The sequence below is a fragment of the Staphylococcus caledonicus genome (assembly GCF_016238465.1).
GTDB lineage: Bacteria > Bacillota > Bacilli > Staphylococcales > Staphylococcaceae > Staphylococcus > Staphylococcus caledonicus.
Window position 1 is genome coordinate 695136 of the sequence record NZ_JABTXV010000001.1, and the last position, 16896, is coordinate 712031.

17 protein-coding genes are annotated in these 16896 nt (G+C 33.5%); 16 read left to right on the forward strand and 1 reads right to left on the reverse strand.

Annotated elements, in window-relative coordinates; all coding sequences use genetic code 11:
- Position 1 precedes the first annotated feature (1 nt).
- From rlmN to HS848_RS03630, 6 genes are all read left to right on the forward strand, one after another.
- On the forward strand, positions 2 to 1096 hold the full coding sequence (rlmN, locus tag HS848_RS03605) for a 23S rRNA (adenine(2503)-C(2))-methyltransferase RlmN (RefSeq protein WP_198611293.1): 1095 nt from the start codon (positions 2 to 4) through the stop codon (positions 1094 to 1096).
- Between the two features lie 5 nt (positions 1097 to 1101).
- Positions 1102 to 1845, forward strand: coding sequence for a Stp1/IreP family PP2C-type Ser/Thr phosphatase (locus HS848_RS03610; protein WP_198611294.1), 744 nt, complete (start codon positions 1102 to 1104; stop codon positions 1843 to 1845).
- Positions 1842 to 3893 carry a Stk1 family PASTA domain-containing Ser/Thr kinase gene (pknB, locus tag HS848_RS03615; protein WP_198611295.1) on the forward strand — a complete coding sequence of 684 codons (2052 nt, stop codon included), beginning with the start codon at positions 1842 to 1844 and terminating at the stop codon, positions 3891 to 3893. The genes HS848_RS03610 and pknB overlap by 4 nt, the downstream gene beginning before the upstream one ends.
- Before the next feature lie 204 nt (positions 3894 to 4097).
- On the forward strand, positions 4098 to 4973 hold the full coding sequence (gene rsgA / locus HS848_RS03620; RefSeq protein ID WP_107507864.1) for a ribosome small subunit-dependent GTPase A: 876 nt from the start codon (positions 4098 to 4100) through the stop codon (positions 4971 to 4973).
- Positions 4973 to 5626, forward strand: a complete 654-nt coding sequence (gene rpe, locus HS848_RS03625; RefSeq protein ID WP_198611296.1) for a ribulose-phosphate 3-epimerase — start codon at positions 4973 to 4975, stop codon at positions 5624 to 5626. Before rsgA ends, rpe begins: the two co-directional genes overlap by 1 nt.
- The gene (locus HS848_RS03630) at positions 5623 to 6261 is read left to right on the forward strand and encodes a thiamine diphosphokinase (protein ID WP_198611297.1); all 639 of its coding nucleotides are present in this window, start codon (positions 5623 to 5625) and stop codon (positions 6259 to 6261) included. The genes rpe and HS848_RS03630 overlap by 4 nt, the downstream gene beginning before the upstream one ends.
- Before the next feature lie 63 nt (positions 6262 to 6324).
- Here the strand turns inward: HS848_RS03630 and rpmB are convergent, their stop codons facing one another.
- On the reverse strand, positions 6325 to 6513 hold the full coding sequence (gene rpmB, locus HS848_RS03635) for a 50S ribosomal protein L28 (protein ID WP_103167295.1): 189 nt from the start codon (positions 6511 to 6513) through the stop codon (positions 6325 to 6327).
- 275 nt (positions 6514 to 6788) lie between these two features.
- On the opposite strand from rpmB, the gene HS848_RS03640 reads away from it, so the two are divergent.
- The 10 genes from HS848_RS03640 to rnc all read left to right on the forward strand — a co-directional run bounded on the left by HS848_RS03640 (position 6789) and on the right by rnc (position 16815).
- On the forward strand, positions 6789 to 7163 hold the full coding sequence (locus HS848_RS03640) for an Asp23/Gls24 family envelope stress response protein (RefSeq protein ID WP_198611298.1): 375 nt from the start codon (positions 6789 to 6791) through the stop codon (positions 7161 to 7163).
- 14 nt (positions 7164 to 7177) lie between these two features.
- Entirely contained in the window at positions 7178 to 8836 is a 1659-nt protein-coding gene (fakA, locus tag HS848_RS03645; RefSeq protein WP_198611299.1) for a fatty acid kinase catalytic subunit FakA, read from the forward strand.
- Positions 8837 to 9115: 279 nt separating this feature from the next.
- Complete coding sequence (locus HS848_RS03650; protein ID WP_198611300.1) at positions 9116 to 9934, forward strand: thermonuclease family protein; 819 nt, start codon at positions 9116 to 9118, stop codon at positions 9932 to 9934.
- Between the two features lie 231 nt (positions 9935 to 10165).
- Positions 10166 to 12217, forward strand: a complete 2052-nt coding sequence (gene recG, locus HS848_RS03655) for an ATP-dependent DNA helicase RecG (RefSeq protein WP_198611301.1) — start codon at positions 10166 to 10168, stop codon at positions 12215 to 12217.
- Positions 12218 to 12360: 143 nt separating this feature from the next.
- Complete coding sequence (gene fapR, locus HS848_RS03660; RefSeq protein ID WP_107507646.1) at positions 12361 to 12930, forward strand: transcription factor FapR; 570 nt, start codon at positions 12361 to 12363, stop codon at positions 12928 to 12930.
- Positions 12923 to 13909: a phosphate acyltransferase PlsX gene (gene plsX, locus HS848_RS03665; RefSeq protein ID WP_198611302.1), complete on the forward strand. Its 987-nt coding sequence runs from the start codon at positions 12923 to 12925 to the stop codon at positions 13907 to 13909. Before fapR ends, plsX begins: the two co-directional genes overlap by 8 nt.
- Entirely contained in the window at positions 13902 to 14828 is a 927-nt protein-coding gene (gene fabD / locus HS848_RS03670; RefSeq protein WP_198611303.1) for an ACP S-malonyltransferase, read from the forward strand. The genes plsX and fabD overlap by 8 nt, the downstream gene beginning before the upstream one ends.
- Positions 14815 to 15558, forward strand: a complete 744-nt coding sequence (gene fabG / locus HS848_RS03675; protein WP_198611304.1) for a 3-oxoacyl-[acyl-carrier-protein] reductase — start codon at positions 14815 to 14817, stop codon at positions 15556 to 15558. Before fabD ends, fabG begins: the two co-directional genes overlap by 14 nt.
- Positions 15559 to 15755: 197 nt before the next feature.
- Positions 15756 to 15989 carry an acyl carrier protein gene (locus HS848_RS03680; RefSeq protein WP_001830184.1) on the forward strand — a complete coding sequence of 78 codons (234 nt, stop codon included), beginning with the start codon at positions 15756 to 15758 and terminating at the stop codon, positions 15987 to 15989.
- Positions 15990 to 16074: 85 nt separating this feature from the next.
- Positions 16075 to 16815 (forward strand): ribonuclease III, encoded by a 741-nt coding sequence (rnc, locus tag HS848_RS03685; RefSeq protein WP_107507636.1) that lies wholly within the window; start codon positions 16075 to 16077, stop codon positions 16813 to 16815.
- Positions 16816 to 16896: the final 81 nt, after the last annotated feature.

Consider the following 16896-nt stretch of genomic DNA (forward strand, 5'->3'; position numbering starts at 1 on the left):
GATGATAACTGCTGAAAAGAAAAAGAAAAACAAGTTCTTGCCCAATTTTGAAAAGCAATCTATTTATTCTTTAAGATTTGATGAGATGCAAGAATGGTTAGTAGAACACGGCCAACAGAAATTCAGAGCGAAGCAAATCTTTGAATGGTTATATCAAAAACGTGTAGATAGTATTGACGAAATGACTAATTTATCAAAAGAGTTACGTCAAGTTTTAAAAGATAATTTCGCAATGACAACATTAACTACAGTTGTAAAGCAAGAAAGTAAAGATGGGACAATTAAATTCCTGTTTGAATTACAAGATGGCTATACAATTGAAACGGTTCTTATGCGCCATGAATACGGAAATTCAGTATGTGTAACTACTCAAGTAGGATGCCGAATTGGTTGTACATTTTGTGCCTCTACATTAGGTGGACTAAAACGTAATTTAGAAGCGGGAGAAATTGTATCTCAAGTTCTTACTGTTCAAAAAGCGCTAGACGCAACGGACGAACGTGTATCACAAATTGTAATCATGGGTATTGGTGAACCATTTGAAAACTACGATGAAATGATGGATTTCTTACGTATAGTTAATGATGACAATAGTTTAAATATTGGTGCTCGTCATATTACGGTTTCAACATCAGGTATTATCCCACGTATTTATGATTTTGCTGAAGAAGATATTCAAATCAACTTTGCGGTTAGTTTACATGCCGCTAAAGATGATATTCGTTCTAAATTAATGCCTATTAACCGAGCATATCATGTAGATAAATTAATGGAAGCTATTAAATACTATCAAGAAAAGACAAATCGACGTGTGACATTTGAATACGGCCTATTCGGCGGTGTTAACGATCAACTAGAACATGCACGTGACTTAGCACATCTCATTAAAGATTTAAATTGTCATGTTAACCTTATTCCAGTTAACCATGTTCCAGAACGTAATTACGTTAAAACACCGAAAGATGATATTTTTAAATTTGAAAAAGAACTTAAGAAATTAGGAATCAATGCTACAATAAGACGTGAACAAGGATCAGATATTGATGCAGCATGTGGACAATTAAGAGCTAAGGAACGACAAGTAGAAACGAGGTAATCATAATGCTAAACGCACAATTTTTCACAGATACTGGACAACATAGAGAAAAAAATGAGGATGCAGGAGGTATTTTTTATAACCAAACTAACCAACAATTATTAGTATTATGCGATGGTATGGGCGGTCATAAAGCGGGGGAAATTGCAAGTCAGTTTGTTACTAACGAACTTCAAAAACGTTTTGAAGAGGAGAACTTTATCGAGTTTGAACAAGCCGAAACTTGGTTGCGTTTTAATTTAAAAGAAATTAACCGTGAGTTGTTCGAATATGCTCAAGACAATTCAGAATATCGAGGCATGGGCACTACCTGTGTCTGTGCTCTCGTATTCGATAAAAAAATAGTGGTCGCTAATATTGGTGATTCTAGAGCGTATGTCATTAATTCTAGAGAAATAGAACAAGTAACGCATGATCATTCGTTCGTAAATCACTTGATTATGATGGGGCAAATTACTGAAGAAGAAGCGTTTAATCACCCACAACGAAATATAATTACAAAAGTTATGGGAACTGACAAACGGGTTAGTCCAGATGTCTTTACTAAGCGCATTGGTTATTATAACTACATCTTATTAAATTCTGATGGTCTTACAGATTACATCAGAGATAATCGTATTAAAGAAGCGTTAAATGAATCGCTTACTTTAGAAGAACATGGAGAACAATTAATTCAGTTAGCACTACACCATAAGTCTAAAGATAATATTAGTGTGCTATTAGCATCTATTGAGGGTGATAGTGTATGATTGGAAAGTTAATTAGTGATCGCTATAAGGTGTTAGATAAACTTGGTGGCGGTGGTATGAGCACTGTTTATCTTGCCGAAGATACTATTTTAAATCGTAAAGTAGCTATTAAAGCAATTTCAATTCCTCAAGATGAGAAAGAAGAAACGATGAAGCGTTTTGAACGTGAAGTTAATAACGCTACGCAACTTTCACATGAAAATATTGTAGGCGTATATGACGTTCAAGAAGATGACGATTGTTTCTTTCTTATAATGGAATATATTGATGGCCCTACGCTTTCAGAATATATACATAGTCATGGCCCATTAAATGTAGACACTGCTATCGCTTTTACTGAACAAATTTTAAAAGGGGTACAACAGGCTCATGAGAAATTAATTATTCATAGAGATATCAAACCACAGAATATATTGATTGATAAAAATAAAACTTTGAAAATTTTTGATTTTGGTATTGCGAAAGCGTTAAGTGAAACATCTATGACGCAAACAAATCATGTACTTGGCACCGTTCAATATTTATCGCCTGAACAGGCTAAAGGTGAAGCGACTAACGAAACGACTGATATTTACTCTATAGGTATTGTGCTATATGAAATGCTAGTAGGTAAGCCGCCATTTACTGGTGAAACTGCAGTTAGTATAGCGATTAAACATATACAAGACGCAATCCCTAATGTAACTGATATACGCTCAGAAATCCCTCAGTCATTGAGTAATGTGATTTTAAAATCGACTGAAAAGGATCCTAGTGATCGTTATCAAAGCGTTAAAGAAATGAGAGAAGATTTAAGTAGTGTGCTTGTTTCTAGTAGAGCGAATGAAGAGAAACATTCACTAGAACGTGATGAAACAAATACAGTTTCAATAGACAAGAATGAAATTAAAAATAAAATCAAAAAAGAGCATGATAAAAAAGATATTTCACAAACAATGCAAATACCAATTGTGAATGAACATAAATTCCAAACCGCTGAAGGACCGATTTATGAAACGCCAAAGAAAAAACGTTCAAAAAAGAAAAAGTTTGCAATTGGTTTTATTCTGATATTATTAATAGCTAGTCTATTTGGTTTTATTGCATTAGGAATGTTTGGTAGTAAATATGCTGAAATGCCCGACTTAAAAGGTAAAACTGAAAAAGAAGCTGGGAAAACATTGCATAAATCAAATTTAGAAATTGGCAAAATTTCTAGAGATTACAGTGATGATTATCCAGAAAATAAAATTATAAAAACAACACCTAATTCTGGTGAACGTGTCAATCAACATGAAAAGATAGATATTGTGCTATCTAAAGGACCGGAACGTGCTAAAATGCCAAATGTTATAGGCATGAAAAAAGCAGATGCCATTGATAAATTAAAAGAATTAAAGCTTAAAAATGTTACGGTTAAACAGGAATATAATAACGAATTTCCTAAGGGATTAATTGCGCAACAAAGCGTAAACCCAGATAATGATGTTGAAATTAATGGTCATCAAATTACCTTAGTTGAATCTTTAGGCGTTAAAAAAGTTTACGTAAAAGATTATGAAAATAAAAATTATAAATCTGCGAAAAAAGAACTAGAAAAAAATAATCTAAAAGTTCAAGTTACCACTGAAACAAGTAGTAGCGTGAAAAAGGATATGATTATTTCTCAAAGTCCAAAAAATACAGAAGTTGAAGAAGGAAGCACTATACAATTAACTGTATCTAAAGGTGAAGAAGAGAAAGCAGATGCTAAAAAAGATGATAAAGCGAAAGATAAATCAACTTCAGACAGTGCTAAAGAGAAAAAGGATGATTCTGACAGCAAGTCGGACGTAAAAAACTACACTGAAACATATCACATACCATACACAGGAGACGATGATGACAGTCAAAAAGTCGAAGTATATGTTAGAGATAAAGATAACAGTGGGTCTAATGCGAAACAAACATATAGTATAAATAAAGATAAGACAATTACAATTCCTTTAAAAATTAAAGAAGGTTCTGACGCAGGTTATACTATTAGAGTAGATGGCGATGTTATAGCAGATAAAGACATCACCTATTAATGAGAGATAAACTCCTTCAATCTATACATATTACGTATAGAAATGAAGGAGTTTATTTTGTATATTTAACTACTATAAAATTATTATGTAAACTTAATAAATGCTATTTTCCTAATCAAGTAATACTATCATGCTTGAACATATAATATTTATAAATGATTTGCTATAATATTTAGATATAAATAGTAAATGAGAGGTGTCGCTTTGGAAACTGGACGTATCATCAAATTAATTAGTGGGGTTTATCAAGTCGACGTTGATGGAACATTATATAATACTAAACCTCGTGGACTTTTCCGTAAAAAGAAATTTTCACCCATCGTTGGAGACATCGTTGATTTTGAAATTCAAAATATAAACGAAGGCTATATCCATCATGTTCATGAACGTCGCAACGCGTTAAAACGTCCGCCTGTAAGTAATATTGACGGTTTAGTTATCGTAATGAGCGCAGTAGAGCCAGACTTTTCTACTCAACTATTAGATCGATTTTTAGTGATTGCACATTCTTATAAGTTAGCTCCAAGTATCTTAGTGACAAAAAAAGATTTGGCATCTGAATCAGAAATTCAACATATTAACGAGTTATTAAAGATATATGAAAAAATTGGTTATACCACACACTTCATTCATAAAGATACGGACAAACAAACTATTATTAATTCCTTGCCTAAAGGTTTAGTAGTGTTGAGTGGACAATCAGGAGTAGGTAAATCGACATTTATCAATGCTTTAAAACCTGAATTGAATCTTGAAACAAATGATATTTCAAAATCACTTAACCGTGGTAAACATACAACACGTCATGTAGAGTTGTTCGAAAGAGAAGATGGTTTTATCGCCGATACACCCGGTTTTAGTGCATTAGATTTTGAACATATTGAAAAAGATGAAATAAAGCACTATTTCATTGATATTGATTCATTCGGCGAAGAATGTAAATTTAGAAATTGCAATCATATCAAAGAACCTAAATGCAACGTAAAACAACAACTAGAAGAAGGACATCTAGCACAATTTCGCTATGATCACTACCTTCAATTATATAATGAAATTTCAAATAGAAAGGTAAGATATTAATGAAGAAAATTTATCCTTCACTGCTATCAGCTGATTTTTTAAATTTAAAAGAAGAAATTGTCGCATTAGAAAATGCAGGAGTAGATGGATTGCATTTTGACGTTATGGATGGTCAATATGTACCAAATATTTCAATTGGCTTGCCTATACTCGATGCTGTACGTTCAGCTACCAAGTTACCGATTGATGTACATCTAATGATTGACAATCCTGAGAGCTATATTGAAACTTTTGCTGAACATGGAGCAGATATGATTTCCGTACATGTTGAAGCCACACCTCATATTCATAGAGCACTTCAAATGATTAAAAATGCTAATAAAAAAGCTGGCGTAGTAATTAACCCAGGTACGTCAGTCGAAGCAATTATGCCAGTATTAGAAATCGTGGATTATGTTCTAGTTATGACAGTTAACCCTGGCTTTAGTGGTCAAACATTTATCGAAGCTTGTGCCTCAAAGGTTAAAGTATTGCGTGATTTGAAGCAGTCATTAAATCTACAATTTGATATTGAAGTTGATGGTGGCATTAATGATAAAACTATTGATTTATGTGCGGAAAATGGAGCGACTATGTTTGTAACAGGCTCTTATTTCTTTAATCACGAAGACTATAAAAAGGTTACACAACATTTAAAGGCTGATGAGCTATGAAGATTAATTTATTGTGTAGTGAAAGTAATTTGCCTCCCCATATTTTTGAAAAAGAAAAGCACGCCCATTGGGGAGGGATTGATAGAGGAACGCTTATCCTGACTCATCACGATATTATCCCTGTGTATACGGTAGGAGATTTTGATTCAGTAACGGATGAAGAGCGTGAACATTTAAAGCAAGCTTTAAATATTCATCCTGTTAAAGCTGAAAAGGACGACACAGATTTAGCTTTAGGTGTGGAAGAAGCTGTAAATAAAGGTTATACAGAAATAAATATTTACGGTGCAACAGGTGGAAGACTGGATCATTTCATGGGGATGTTACAAATACTCCAAAAGCCACTATATGTTGAAAAAAAAGTGAATATCATAGTGATAGATAGACAAAATGAAATTCAATTATTAAATACAGGGCAGTATCAGATTTCTAAATCATCTTTTTATAACTATGTATCATTTATTCCAGTCAATGGAGAGGCTACTATATCTTTATCTGGCTTTAAATATAATCTTGACCATCAACATTTAGAAATTGGTTCGACACTTACAATTTCTAATGAAGTTGAAGAAGAAATAGCAACGATTAATCTTGAAGAAGGCCAAGTGCTACAAATGAAAAGTAAAGATCTTTAAGAAATTTAGACATAAAAAATGCCTTCACCACATATGAAGGCATTTTTTAGTGCATTATATTTATTAAACTCTAGTAACTTTACCAGATTTTAAAGCACGAGCAGAAACCCAAACTTTTTTAGGTTTTCCGTCAACTAAAATTCTAACTTTTTGAAGGTTAGCATTAAATCTGCGTTTGTTCGCATTTAAAGCGTGTGAACGATTATTACCAGTCGAAGCTTTACGACCTGTTACGAAACATTCTTTACCCATCAAAGTACCTCCTTTAATAAATATAAATACACTTGACTACTTATATACTTTAATAAGATACCATATCTAAATTTTTAAATCAATGAAATAAAATGTAAATTATTTTAAAATGTTTCGAAACCCATAATATATGGTATAATTGTAAGCTGAGGAGTTTTGTAATATATTTAATAATATTATTATGAAATATTTATGGGAGATTTGGTTATCTTCAAGAAAACAATTAATTTCTTTCTCGTTTCGTCATTAAAACATCATTCAGGAGGAATATGAAAATGACAATAGAAATCTCAACTGACTATGGCAAAATTGATATTTCAAATGAAGTCATTGCGTCAGTAGTAGGCAGTAAAGCTGTTGAAAGTTATGGCATAGTAGGCATGGCATCCAGACAACAAGTAAGAGATGGAATAGCCGAAATATTGGGACATGAAAATTATGCTAAAGGTATAGTAGTAAATGAAAATGATGGTGTTATTGATATAGATATGTATATTATTGTAAGCTATGGTGTGAAAATATCAGAAGTAGCTAACAATGTACAATCATCAGTTAAATATACATTAGAAACTTCACTTAATTTAAAAGTTAATTCGATTAATATTTTTGTACAAGGTGTAAGACTTAATAATAAGGGCAAGAAGGCATAGGAGGACGTAGCACGATGATTAGCAAAATTAATGGTAAATTATTTGCCGATATGATTATACAAGGGGCACAAAATTTATCAAATAATGCAGATTTAGTTGATTCACTCAATGTATATCCAGTGCCAGACGGTGACACTGGGACAAATATGAATTTAACAATCACTTCTGGACGTGAAGAAGTTGAAAATAACCTATCTCAAAGTATAGGCGAGTTAGGTAAAACCTTCTCTAAAGGACTATTAATGGGTGCGCGTGGAAATTCAGGTGTAATCTTATCTCAATTATTTAGAGGATTCTGTAAAAATATTGAAGATCAAGATGAAATTAATGCACAACAATTAGCTAGTAGTTTCCAAGCTGGCGTAGATACTGCATATAAAGCTGTAATGAAGCCAGTTGAAGGAACTATTTTAACTGTAGCTAAAGATGCGGCAAATGCGGCAATGACAAAAGCAGAAGAAACAGATGACTGTGTTGCAATTATGGAACATACAATTGCTGAAGCTGAGAAATCACTAGAGAACACACCAAACCTATTAGCAGTGCTAAAAGAAGTTGGCGTTGTTGATAGTGGTGGTAAAGGATTGTTATGTGTATATGAAGGTTTCTTAAAAGGTCTAAACGGAGAAACTGTTGAAGCAACAAAAGAGAAACTTGATACTGAAGAATTAGTACATGAATCACATGATTTTCATGGTGTGATTAACACTGAAGATATTAAATTTGGTTATTGTACTGAAATGATGGTCCGTTTTGGTAAAGATAAAAAAGAATTTTCTGAGCAAGAATTTAGAAATGACATGAGTCAATTCGGTGACTCATTATTAGTTATTAATGATGATGAAATCGTAAAAGTTCACGTGCATACTGAAACACCTGGAGATGTATTTAATTATGGCCAACAATATGGCGAATTAATTAAAGTAAAAGCTGAAAATATGCGTGAACAGCACCGTGAAGTTATTCGTAAAGAACAACGAAATCAACATAAAGAAGACGATAGTCAATCTAAAACGGTAGAAACTGCGATTATTGCTATTTCAATGGGAGAAGGCATTTCTGAATTGTTCACTTCTATGGGAGCAACTCATATTATTAGCGGTGGACAAACAATGAATCCTTCAACTGAAGATATTGTTAAAGTCATTGAACAGTCACAATGTCAACGTGCAATCATCTTGCCTAATAATAAAAACATAAGAATGTCTAGTGACCAAGCAGCTGATTTAGTTGAGGCAGAGACAGAAGTGATACCAACGACGTCAATCCCTCAAGGTATTGCTGCATTATTCCAATATGATCCATCTTCGTCACTTGCGGAGAATAAATCTCATATGACGACTGCTTTAGATTCTGTAAAATCAGGTTCTGTTACTTTTGCAGTTAGAGATACTAAGATTGATGGTGTAGAAATTAAAAAAGGTCAATTCATGGGCTTAGCAGAAAGTAAAATCGTCACAAGTAATAATGATGAATTTACAACTATCACAGGCTTATTAAAAGAGTTATTATCCGAAGATAGTGAAATATTAACAATTTTTGCAGGTGAAGATGCTAATCCAGATGTTTCAGACAAACTAATTGAGTGGATAGAATCAGAATATCCTGAGTTAGAGGTTGAAGAACACAATGGTGGCCAACCGATTTACCAATATCTATTTGCTGTAGAATAAAAAAATAAGATAATAATATTTGATTTTGAGAAATCGGTAAACACTTCGATTTCAATCGTATTACCCTTAAATGGTTTTTTTATAATCATTTAAGGGCTTTTTTAATATGTTTGTAGAGCATGATAATATAATTTTAAAATTACGCGTACTGAAATATTTTGAAAATACGAATTGAATTAATAATATTAATTACTAAAAAACAAATATTTACAAAAAATTATAGTAATATTCATTGAAATTAGTATAAAATAAAAGTATTAAAGCTAAAGGAGAAACTAAATGGAAAATGTATTATTAGTAATTGGTATTATAGCGTTAATTAGTGTTTTATTAGTAACATTAAAAAACAAAAAAGTTATGATTGCATTAAGCAGTGTGATACTACTTGGGCTCGGGATCAATTTAATCTACGGTAATGATATAGTAGAAGCAAAAACAGGCACTTTGAAAAAAGAACCAGCAAAATTTATTAGAGGCGTGGATGGTGATACTGTTCAGTTATTATATAAAGGTAAAAAATCGACTTTTAGGTTATTACTTATCGATACACCGGAAACAAAAGATCCACGTAAACCAGTTCAAAAATATGGCCCTGAAGCAAGTCGATTCACTACATCTATGATGGCTAATGCGCGTACAGTACAAGTTCAATTCGACCGTGGACAACGAACAGATAAATATGGTCGTTTTTTAGCATATGTTTATGCTGATGGAAGAATGGTCAATGAAGCAGTTGTAAGACAAGGATTAGCTAAAGTAGCATATGTTTACCCGCCAAATAATACATATCAACAAACATTATTAGCTAGCCAATCTAAAGCACAAGCTCAAAAATTAAATATTTGGAGTACTCAAAAAGCTAATAAAACTGCCAAAGCTACAACTAGTGCAAAAGCTTCATCAACTAAAGTTTCTAAACCAAAACCAAAAGTAACAAAACCTAAAACTAATACTGCTAAACCTGCCAAAAAAGAATACTTTAAAAATTGTGATTTAATGAGAAAGAAATATCCTAATGGTGTTTCTAAAAATCATCCAGCTTACCGCGCCACTCAAGACCGTGATAAAGATGGATGGGCATGTGAGTTGAGTAAATAAAATTAAATATTGTACTTTATGATAAACAAACCTGACTTTATTAAAGTTCGGGTTTATTTTTATATATAATGTATCCTTTAAAAGAAGTTCAAATTAGAATAAAAATTATACGAATAATGAATTAAACCTAGTTACTTCAATTAATTATTGTTGAAAAGCTTTACTAATCAATTAATTGAGCTATACATGATAAAATAGATACTAAGATTATAAATATTAGGTGAGGAAACTATGTCTAAGGTCAATTTAGTTGAAAGTCCATATCCGCTTCAAAATATTAAGGGACTCGGACCAAAAAGAATTGCGTTATTACAAGAATTAAATATACATACCGTTGAAGATTTAGTATTATACTTGCCAACGCGATATGAAGATAATACAGTTGTTGATTTAAATATTGCTGAAGACCAATCTGTGGTCACAGTAAGAGGTCAAGTATATGCAGTGCCTACTGTTGCCTTTTTTGGAAGAAATAAATCTAAATTAACAGTACATCTCATGGTAGATAATATTGCAGTAAAATGTACATTCTTTAACCAACCATACTTAAAAAAGAAAATAGAACTTCACGAAATGGTGACAGTAAAAGGTAAATGGAATCGTGCTAAACAGGAAATTAATGGAAATCGCATGTTTTTTAATGACCAAACTCAAGATACTGATGAAGTTAAGTTAGAACCTGTGTATCGTATTAAAGAAGGTATTAAACAAAAGCAGATGCGAGACATGATTCATCAAACACTCAATGATGTAACTATTCACGAGTGGTTGACTGATGATTTAAGAGAAAAGTATAAACTTGAATCATTAGACTCGACAATTAAAACGCTACATCAACCAAAGGATAAACAAGACTTAATGCGTGCCCGTCGTACATATGCGTTCACAGAATTATTTATGTTTGAACTTCGCATGCAATGGCTTAACCGATTAGAGAAGACTTCCGACGAAGCTATCGAAATTAATTATGATATTCAAAAAGTGAAAGCTTTTAGTGATACATTACCTTTTGAATTAACTGATGCCCAAAAGACTAGCGTTAATGAAATTTTTAGAGATTTGAAAGCACCAGTTAGAATGCATCGTTTATTACAAGGAGATGTAGGTTCTGGTAAAACAGTTGTCGCAGCAATTTGTATGTATGCGCTGAAGACAGCAGGATATCAATCGGCCTTAATGGTGCCAACTGAAATCTTAGCTGAACAACATGCCAATAGTTTGACTAATTTGTTTGGAGATTATATGAATGTTGCCTTGCTAACTGGTTCGGTAAAAGGTAAAAAGCGACGCGTTTTACTCGAACAATTAGAAAATGGCACTATCGATTGTTTAATAGGGACTCACGCATTAATTCAAGATGATGTTACTTTTCAAAATGTGGGGTTAGTGATTACCGATGAACAACATCGTTTTGGGGTAAACCAACGTCAATTGCTTAGAGAAAAAGGGGCAATGACTAATGTTTTATTTATGACGGCAACGCCTATACCTAGAACGTTGGCGATTTCAGTGTTTGGAGAAATGGATGTTTCTTCAATTAAACAATTACCTAAAGGACGAAAACCTATTATTACGAACTGGGCTAAGCATGAACAATATGAACAAGTGCTAACGCAAATGACTTCTGAGTTAAAGAAAGGCAGACAAGCTTATGTGATTTGTCCGCTAATTGAAAGCTCGGAACATTTAGAAGATGTTCAGAATGTTGTAGCATTATATGAATCGTTACAACAATATTATGGTAACGAACGTGTGGGACTATTACACGGTAAAATGCAAGCTAGCGATAAAGACGATGTTATGAACCGATTTAGTCAACACGATATCGATATTTTAGTATCTACTACTGTAGTAGAGGTGGGTGTAAATGTACCTAATGCGACATTTATGATGATTTATGATGCTGATCGTTTCGGTTTGTCTACGTTACATCAATTACGAGGTCGTGTTGGGCGAAGTGAGCATCAAAGTTATTGTGTGTTAATTGCTTCTCCTAAAACGGAAACTGGGATTGAACGTATGACAATTATGACTCAAACAACAGATGGATTCGAACTTAGTGAACGTGATTTAGAGATGCGTGGTCCTGGTGATTTCTTTGGCGTAAAACAAAGTGGTCTTCCTGATTTTATGGTGGCAAATATCGTTGAAGATTATCGAATGTTAGAAGTAGCGCGTGACGAAGCAGCGGAATTAATACAATCGGGTATTTTCTTTACAGATGATTATGCACACTTGCGTACTTTTATAGAAGAGAATTTATTACATGTAAGCTTTGATTAAGTCGCATATTTCTTTTTTGAAAAATTAAACTTTCTTATAGTGCATATATAATATTTGTTGAGCTTTATAAATAGAAAGTGTTATGATATGTGAGGAATGATTAAGACTTGGTACTAAATTCACTTGTAAAGGGGGCGCTAAACATTAAATTAAAGAAGACTGAACGTCGTCAAGCTATTCAAAAAGCAATCGACTCAAACCCCTTTATTACAGATAGTGAATTATGTGAGAAGTTTGAAGTTAGTATTCAAACGATTAGATTAGATCGTACAAATCTTAATATCCCAGAATTGCGAAAGCGCATTAAATTAGTAGCTGAACAAAATTATGAGCAGATACGTGCACTTGAAGCTAGTGAAGTGATTGGAGATTTGATTCAAGTCGAACCAAATAAATCGGCTCAATCTATCATCGATATCACTGAAGATTCAGTCTTTATGAAGACACAAATTGCACGTGGTCATGTGTTGTTTGCTCAAGCGAATTCATTATGCGTAGCGCTAATACATAATTCAACTGTGTTAACTCAAGAAAGTAATATTGAATTTATTGAAAAAGTGAAGTTACATGATACTGTAAGGGCAGAAGCAACCGTCTTAGATAAGACCATGCAGCATTACGTTATTGAAGTAAATTCATTTGTAAAAGATACATTAGTTTTCAAAGGAACTTTTAAAATGTTTTATATAAGCGAGGATCGAATAAATGGTTAAAATTGCTATAGATATGATGGGTGGCGATGACGCCCCAGGTATTGTTTTAGATGCTGTCGAGAAAGCTGTTAACGATTTTAAAGATTTAGAAATTATTCTTTTCGGAGATGAAAAGCAATATACTTTAAATCACGAACGTATTACATTTAGACATTGTTCTGAAAAAATCGAAATGGAAGATGAACCGGTTAGAGCAATTAAACGTAAGAAAGATAGTTCAATGGTACGTATGGCTGAAGCGGTTAAGAATGGTGAAGCAGATGGTTGTGTTTCAGCAGGGAATACGGGTGCCTTAATGTCGGCAGGCCTATTTATCGTCGGCCGTATTAAAGGCGTGGCACGTCCGGCGCTTGTGGTAACGCTCCCTACCATTAATGGTAAAGGCTTTGTCTTTTTAGATGTAGGCGCTAATGCAGATGCAAAACCAGAACACTTGTTACAATATGCCCAATTGGGTAATATTTATGCGCAAAAAATTCGTGGTATTGCACAACCGAAAGTGTCATTACTCAATATTGGTACAGAAGCTGCCAAAGGTAATACATTAACTAAAAAGGCCTATACACTATTAAGCGAAGATAATAGTTTTAATTTCGAAGGTAATATAGAAGCTAAAACACTAATGGAAGGTCAAACTGATGTGGTTGTAACAGATGGTTACACTGGTAACATGATATTAAAAAATATCGAAGGTACAGCGAAATCAATTGGTAAAATGTTAAAAGAAACGTTATTAAGTAGTTTCAAAAATAAAATAGCTGCTTTAGTGTTGAAGAAAGATTTAAATACATTCTCTAAAAAAATGGACTATGCCGAATACGGTGGCTCAGTATTATTAGGATTAAACGGCACGGTCGTTAAAGCTCACGGTAGTTCGAACGCACGTGCATTCTATTCTGCAATTCGACAAGCTAAGGTTGCAGGAGAAGAAAAAATAGTCGACATTATGAAAGAAACGGTTGGTGAGGAAAATGGGTAAAACTGCAATTGTTTTTCCAGGACAAGGTGCTCAAAAAGTAGGTATGGCGAATGATTTATATAATGAAGAAACAGCAGCCACTGCAATACTAAATTCTGCACAAGAAGCTGTCGATTTTGATTTATTAGAAACAATGTTTACTGATAGTGAAGGCAAATTAGGAGAAACAGAGAACACACAACCTGCATTGCTTACACATAGTGTGGCATTGTTAAATGCGCTTAAAGATATAGACGCCGATTACACTATGGGACACAGTCTAGGTGAATATTCTAGTTTAGTAGCTGCAGGCGTGCTTAAGTTTGAAAATGCAGTGAAAATTGTCCGTAAACGTGGACAATTAATGGCCCAAGCATTTCCAAATGGTGTAGGAAGTATGGCAGCGGTTTTAGGGTTAAGTTATGAAGAAGTAGATAAAATTTGTAAAGATTTATCTACTGATGATGAATTAATTGAGCCTGCAAATATTAACTGTCCAGGACAAATTGTAGTTTCTGGCCATAAAACGTTAATTGATAAGTTAGCTGAAGAAGGTAAAGCATTAGGCGCTAAACGTGTTTTACCATTGGCTGTGTCTGGACCTTTCCACTCATCAATGATGCAAGTGATTGAAAAAGACTTTGAAGCGTATATTGATCAATTTGAATGGCATGACGCACAATTTCCAATTATCCAAAACGTGAATGCGCAAGGAGAAACGGATGCCACAACGATCAAACAAAATATGGTTAAACAACTTTATTCACCAGTTCAATTTATCAAATCTACAGAATGGTTAATTGATCAAGGCGTAGATCACTTTATAGAAATTGGTCCTGGCAAAGTGTTATCCGGTTTAATCAAAAAAATCAACCGCGATGTCAAATTAACATCAATTCAAACTCTAGACGATGTGAAAGGATGGAATGAGAATGACTAATAAAAATGCTCTAGTAACAGGCGCTTCACGAGGAATCGGCCGTAGTATCGCTTTACAATTAGCAGAAGATGGCTTTAATGTTGCAGTAAATTATGCAGGAAACAAAGAGAAAGCTGAAGCGGTAGTTGCAGAAATTAAAGATAAAGGTGTAGAAAGCTTCGCAATTCAAGCTAACGTTGCCAATGGTGATGAAGTTAAAGCTATGATTAAAGAAGTAGTTAGTCAATTTGGCTCTTTAGATGTACTTGTTAATAACGCGGGTATTACGCGCGATAATTTATTAATGCGTATGAAAGAACAAGAATGGGACGATGTTATCAATACTAACTTAAAAGGTACATTTAACTGTATTCAAAAAGCGACACCACAAATGTTACGCCAACGTGGAGGTTCAATCATCAATTTATCTAGTATTGTAGGCGCAATGGGTAACCCTGGCCAAGCTAACTATGTTGCTACTAAAGCGGGTATTGAAGGATTAACAAAATCTAGTGCACGTGAATTAGCTTCTCGTGGTATTACTGTTAACGCAGTAGCGCCTGGTTTTATCGTTTCTGATATGACTGATGCATTAAATGACGATTTAAAATCACAAATGTTAGAACAAATTCCTTTATCACGTTTTGGCGAAGATAAAGATATTGCTAACACAGTTGCCTTTTTAGCTTCAGAACGTGCTAAATACATTACTGGTCAAACAATTCACGTTAATGGTGGTATGTATATGTAAGTATTTGAATAATCAATGAGTAGCAGGTTGAATGGATTTTGATTTTCACACTTTCAACTTATTATTTATGCTAGATTATTCAAAATAAATAAACACGTTTATCTATAAGACTATTTAATAAACACTTGTGTTTTACCCATTAAAATGGGAAAATATAATAGTCTATGGATAGACACTTTTAAAGGAGGTGAATCGACGTGGAAAACTTCGATAAAGTAAAAGATATCATCGTTGATCGTTTAGGTGTAGACGCTGATAAAGTAACAGAAGACGCATCATTCAAAGATGATTTAGGCGCTGACTCACTTGATATCGCTGAATTAGTAATGGAATTAGAAGATGAATTTGGTACTGAAATTCCTGATGAAGAAGCTGAAAAAATCAACACTGTTGGTGATGCTGTTAAGTATATCAATAGTCTTGAAAAATAAAAAACTTACATCTGAGTCGTCTACAAGATGGCTCAGATTTTTTTCATAGGGGTTTAACATAGAATAAGTTATTGGAGGTTGTAGCATGACGAATCCCAAAAAAACAGAAATGGTAAATGACTTTCAACAGCAATTTTCAAAGAAAATGACAGAACTTGGATTTAAATATTCCAATATTGATTTATATCAACAAGCTTTTTCACATTCTAGTTTTATCAACGACTTCAATATGGATCGCTTAGCTCATAATGAACGTCTTGAATTTTTAGGCGATGCGGTATTAGAATTGACGGTTTCACGCTACCTTTTTGATAAACATCCTAATTTACCAGAAGGTCATTTAACTAAAATGCGAGCAACAATCGTATGTGAGCCCTCACTTGTAATATTTGCGAATAAAATTAACCTAAACCGTTTAATCTTATTAGGTAAAGGCGAAGAGAAGACAGGTGGTAGAACACGTCCTTCGCTTGTTTCTGACGCGTTTGAAGCGTTTGTTGGTGCATTGTATCTTGATCAAGGCTTAGATACAGTTTGGAAATTTGCAGAGAAAGTCATCTTTCCATATGTGGAAGATAATGAATTAGTTGGCGTTGTTGATTATAAAACACAATTTCAAGAGTATGTACATAGTCAGAATAAAGGCGACGTGAAGTATCGTTTAATTAAAGAAGAAGGCCCCGCACATCATCGTTTATTTACTTCTGAAGTTATTTTGGAAAATAAAGCAGTTGCAGAAGGCCAAGGAAAAACTAAAAAAGAATCCGAACAAAAAGCAGCCGAAAGTGCATATAATAAATTGAAAAAATCAACTCCCAAAAAGTAAAGTATATAGAGAGTAGGAGAGAAATCTAAACTATAAATTTCGTATTCTTTCCATGGTATGGTGAATGAGAATGGGACACCG

Coding starts and splice junctions, on each gene's coding strand:
- fakA (WP_198611299.1), top strand. CDS start 7,178: ATGATTAGCAAAATTAATGGTAAATTATTTGCCGATATGATTATACAA.
- fabD (WP_198611303.1), top strand. CDS start 13,902: ATGGGTAAAACTGCAATTGTTTTTCCAGGACAAGGTGCTCAAAAAGTA.
- HS848_RS03610 (WP_198611294.1), top strand. CDS start 1,102: ATGCTAAACGCACAATTTTTCACAGATACTGGACAACATAGAGAAAAA.
- plsX (WP_198611302.1), top strand. CDS start 12,923: ATGGTTAAAATTGCTATAGATATGATGGGTGGCGATGACGCCCCAGGT.
- rlmN (WP_198611293.1), top strand. CDS start 2: ATGATAACTGCTGAAAAGAAAAAGAAAAACAAGTTCTTGCCCAATTTT.
- fabG (WP_198611304.1), top strand. CDS start 14,815: ATGAGAATGACTAATAAAAATGCTCTAGTAACAGGCGCTTCACGAGGA.
- HS848_RS03630 (WP_198611297.1), top strand. CDS start 5,623: ATGAAGATTAATTTATTGTGTAGTGAAAGTAATTTGCCTCCCCATATT.
- rpe (WP_198611296.1), top strand. CDS start 4,973: ATGAAGAAAATTTATCCTTCACTGCTATCAGCTGATTTTTTAAATTTA.
- pknB (WP_198611295.1), top strand. CDS start 1,842: ATGATTGGAAAGTTAATTAGTGATCGCTATAAGGTGTTAGATAAACTT.
- recG (WP_198611301.1), top strand. CDS start 10,166: ATGTCTAAGGTCAATTTAGTTGAAAGTCCATATCCGCTTCAAAATATT.
- rnc (WP_107507636.1), top strand. CDS start 16,075: ATGACGAATCCCAAAAAAACAGAAATGGTAAATGACTTTCAACAGCAA.
- rpmB (WP_103167295.1), bottom strand. CDS start 6,513: ATGGGTAAAGAATGTTTCGTAACAGGTCGTAAAGCTTCGACTGGTAAT.
- HS848_RS03640 (WP_198611298.1), top strand. CDS start 6,789: ATGACAATAGAAATCTCAACTGACTATGGCAAAATTGATATTTCAAAT.
- HS848_RS03650 (WP_198611300.1), top strand. CDS start 9,116: ATGGAAAATGTATTATTAGTAATTGGTATTATAGCGTTAATTAGTGTT.